Raw genomic sequence first — 3,062 nt, forward strand, 5'->3', positions numbered from 1 at the left:
CCCCTCCGCACTGCACGGGCCACCATCGCCCCCACCCCGGTCAACCTCGGCATCCTCGCCCACCTCGAAGCGACTGCCGCGGAACTCACGCAGCACGCCCAGGCCGACGCTGCTGCTGCCCGCCTCGCCGGCGCCACCGTCCCGGCGCAGCCCGCCAACCCGGCCGACTTGTACGGCTGGTGGGAGAACCTGCCCATTACCAACGAGGCCCGACGCCTGCACCGCGACACGGTCATCTACCGGCAGATGCTCGAGCACGCGATACCCGAGGGCGACATCAAAACCCTCATCCGCCGCCACCGCTGCCCCGCCTGCCGCTGCTTCGGCCTCCAATGGCGGTCATCGGCCCGCAGGGCGATGTGCTTCAACGCTCACTGCACGGACCGGTTCGGCGCCTCGCGCCTCTGGACTCTCGAGCAGATCGCCGTCCACCACATCCAGGAGAAGCGGTCATGCCACAGGGCAACCTCCTGACCCGCTGACGGGTCTAACGGGCACAATCAACGGATCACTTTCATCACCGCATCAACACCCGGGCCATCTGGCCCACCCGCATCGACCGCTGGGGGCTGCGAACCGTCGGTCTGTCGATCACCGGGAGGTGGCCTGTGGCCATCGAGACGTATATGGCGTATGCCGACGACGACTGGGCCTCACTGGACGCCTGCGTGGCGCTGCTGAAGGAGACCGGACATCCCATGTCGAAGAGAACCCTGGGCCGGCTCTTGACGAGACGGGGCGTCAGGACGGAGCTACGCCGGGAGGGCGGTAGCGGGCGGACGCGGGGTGCGTCGTTCAGTTCGGTGCTGGAGCTGCACCGGGACTGGGTGGACGGCCAGGACCGACTGAACTGAACCGCCGAAGGCGCCAAGGCGCCTGTGGCCTGCTGCGTAGCCCCCGACCGAGGACTGGTCGGGGGCTTTCTCATGCCCACACCTCCTTAAGCATTGCGCCGACAATGCTTAACCGGTAGTCTGGCGTAGCCGACAACAACCCGCCCCTCAGGGCCGGTTGGAGTACCTGCCGCTGGAGAAACCCATGGTCATCGCCCTGGTTCCGCACACCCAAAAACTTCCCGCCGAAGTCCACCTCCGCACCCTGCACCCGCAGCTGCGCAGCACCTTCGACGACCTCATGGACCAGGCCGACGCCATCGACACCCCCAGCGACTGGCCCCTCTACCAGCACCTCCACGCCGACGCCGCCCACATCATCGGCATCCAACTCCCCGCCGACGGCGAACTCGCCCGCTGCGACTGCGGCCACTGCACCTGCGACATCGTCTGCGCCGCCCGCTACGTGCGCTCCTACCTCGACGGCACCGTCTGGCGCACCCAGTGCCCCGCCTGCACCGACGACCACTACCTCGACGGCGAATAACCCGAAGACCCCCGGCTCGTGGATGGCACCGCGTGGCACCCCAGAGACGCGAGAGAGCCCCACGAGCCGGGTGACAGACCCAAGGAGACCACCGTGGACACCGCCTTCTACGCCCGCCAGCAGGCCCGCGAACGCAGCGAACACGCCGCCCAGTACATGCACACCGCCTACGGGCTCCCCCTCGGCCGGCACACGGCACGCCACGACGGCATCCACATCTTCGACGTCGACCAGGACAGCCTCGCCCACTGGCTCACCCTCACGGGCGGCCACATCACCGTCCAGGCCGCCGGACACGGCGTCGTGATGCGGACCCTCCACACGACCACAGACCCCGATGGGCGGCGTCCCGGCATCCCCGTCCAGGTGCACGTCCTCGATTGCGCCGACGAGCTGGTCATGCCGGAGGTCGCCGCCGCGACCCTCCGCCCCACCGCCGCCTAACCCCTTCCGACGAGAACGGACCCCATGCCATGAGCATCATGACCACCGCTCCTGCCACGACGGGCGAGCAGGACCCGTACTACATGGGCCGCGCCGACGCTTACGACGACGCCCGCACCCTCACCACCGACCAGATGGGCGTCCGCGCCGACCTGTACGCCATCTACCACCCGGACTTCTGGTACGTGACCGGCTACATGGACCGGCTCCTGGAGCAGCGCCGCGAGAACGCTGCCCTCGCAGTCTTCGAGGCCGAGATCGCCTGGACGCCCCTCCCGGCAGGCACCCGGTGACGGAGACCCAGTACGCCGCGCTCCTCCGCGAGGCCGTCCCCGACGGCACCTACGGCGAGACCGACCACAGCCCCTGGACCAGGGCCGAGCAGGACAAGCACTACGCCGACCTGTGCGAAGCCATCGGCGCCCCGAACGACCGCGCAACCAAGCCCAACCCGCGCCGAAGAAACCGGAGTCAGCCGTGAACTACCCGGACCTGATCATCACCGCCCTCCGGTTCATAGCCGCCGGGACCGCCCTCATCCTCATCGCCACCCACGCCCACAAGGAGAGCTGAACCATGACCGACCAGACGCCCGGCCGCGAGCAGGAGATCCGGGCCCGCGCCGAAGCCGAGCACTTGACCCCCGCCCCTTGGAAGGTCGAATACGAGCAGTGCGACTGCTCCGACGGGCTCTGCCGACACGGCGAATACGTCACCGGCGTCAGCACCCCCGACCTGACACCGGTAGCAGCGGAACGTCTCGCCCGCTCAGGCGAGAAGCCGCGCGACTACGACTTCCACCGCAGCGACATCGGCGACTTCTCTGGTGACGACTGGGAGCTGATGGTCCACGCCCGCGAGGACATCCCGTGGCTGCTGGCCCGTGTCGCCGAGCTGGAGGCTGACCGTGACGCGGCCGTGGCTGCCGCCGTCCGCCGCGCGCTGGAGGACATGGCGGCGCGACTGCGGCGCACGCCCCGCGATCACCGGGACTATCCGGCCGTGCTGACTGGCGCGCGTCATATCGAGGAATACCTGCGAGACAGCGTGGCGTCCCCAGCCTGCGAGCAGGGCGAGGGCCAGCAGACCGCGTGACCCTCCCGCTCCTCATCCTCACCACCCTCGGAGCCCTCGGCCTGCTCATGGTCTGGGCCTCCCTCCACCGCTTCCACCGCCCCACCCGCACACCCGCACCAACGGACGGAGAACCGCCATGAGCAAGACCCGCACCCGGAAGC

At 69.2% G+C, this 3,062-nt stretch carries 8 protein-coding genes; all 8 read left to right on the forward strand.

Going from position 1 to position 3,062, the window contains the following annotated elements:
• Positions 1-474 (forward strand): hypothetical protein (locus tag LCE31_RS38420; RefSeq protein WP_225022825.1); only part of this gene is annotated, 474 nt, incomplete at its 5' end.
• Between the two features lie 134 nt (positions 475-608).
• Positions 609-854: a hypothetical protein gene (locus tag LCE31_RS38425; RefSeq protein ID WP_225022828.1), complete on the forward strand. Its 246-nt coding sequence runs from the start codon at positions 609-611 to the stop codon at positions 852-854.
• A gap of 184 nt (positions 855-1,038) precedes the next feature.
• On the forward strand, positions 1,039-1,380 hold the full coding sequence (locus LCE31_RS38430) for a hypothetical protein (RefSeq protein ID WP_225022829.1): 342 nt from the start codon (positions 1,039-1,041) through the stop codon (positions 1,378-1,380).
• A gap of 93 nt (positions 1,381-1,473) precedes the next feature.
• Positions 1,474-1,824 (forward strand): hypothetical protein, encoded by a 351-nt coding sequence (locus tag LCE31_RS38435; RefSeq protein WP_225022830.1) that lies wholly within the window; start codon positions 1,474-1,476, stop codon positions 1,822-1,824.
• A gap of 38 nt (positions 1,825-1,862) precedes the next feature.
• Positions 1,863-2,117 carry a hypothetical protein gene (locus LCE31_RS38440; RefSeq protein WP_225022831.1) on the forward strand — a complete coding sequence of 85 codons (255 nt, stop codon included), beginning with the start codon at positions 1,863-1,865 and terminating at the stop codon, positions 2,115-2,117.
• On the forward strand, positions 2,114-2,305 hold the full coding sequence (locus tag LCE31_RS38445; protein ID WP_225022832.1) for a hypothetical protein: 192 nt from the start codon (positions 2,114-2,116) through the stop codon (positions 2,303-2,305). Before LCE31_RS38440 ends, LCE31_RS38445 begins: the two co-directional genes overlap by 4 nt.
• A 95-nt stretch (positions 2,306-2,400) precedes the next feature.
• The gene (locus tag LCE31_RS38450; protein ID WP_225022834.1) at positions 2,401-2,919 is read left to right on the forward strand and encodes a hypothetical protein; all 519 of its coding nucleotides are present in this window, start codon (positions 2,401-2,403) and stop codon (positions 2,917-2,919) included.
• Positions 2,916-3,041, forward strand: a complete 126-nt coding sequence (locus LCE31_RS40700) for a hypothetical protein (protein ID WP_263632806.1) — start codon at positions 2,916-2,918, stop codon at positions 3,039-3,041. The genes LCE31_RS38450 and LCE31_RS40700 overlap by 4 nt, the downstream gene beginning before the upstream one ends.
• The last annotated feature ends 21 nt before the right edge of the window (positions 3,042-3,062 follow it).

The organism is Streptomyces sp. 8L, from assembly GCF_020176795.1.
Classification (GTDB): domain Bacteria; phylum Actinomycetota; class Actinomycetes; order Streptomycetales; family Streptomycetaceae; genus Streptomyces.

Coding starts and splice junctions, on each gene's coding strand:
- LCE31_RS38430 (WP_225022829.1), top strand. CDS start 1,039: ATGGTCATCGCCCTGGTTCCGCACACCCAAAAACTTCCCGCCGAAGTC.
- LCE31_RS38440 (WP_225022831.1), top strand. CDS start 1,863: ATGACCACCGCTCCTGCCACGACGGGCGAGCAGGACCCGTACTACATG.
- LCE31_RS38450 (WP_225022834.1), top strand. CDS start 2,401: ATGACCGACCAGACGCCCGGCCGCGAGCAGGAGATCCGGGCCCGCGCC.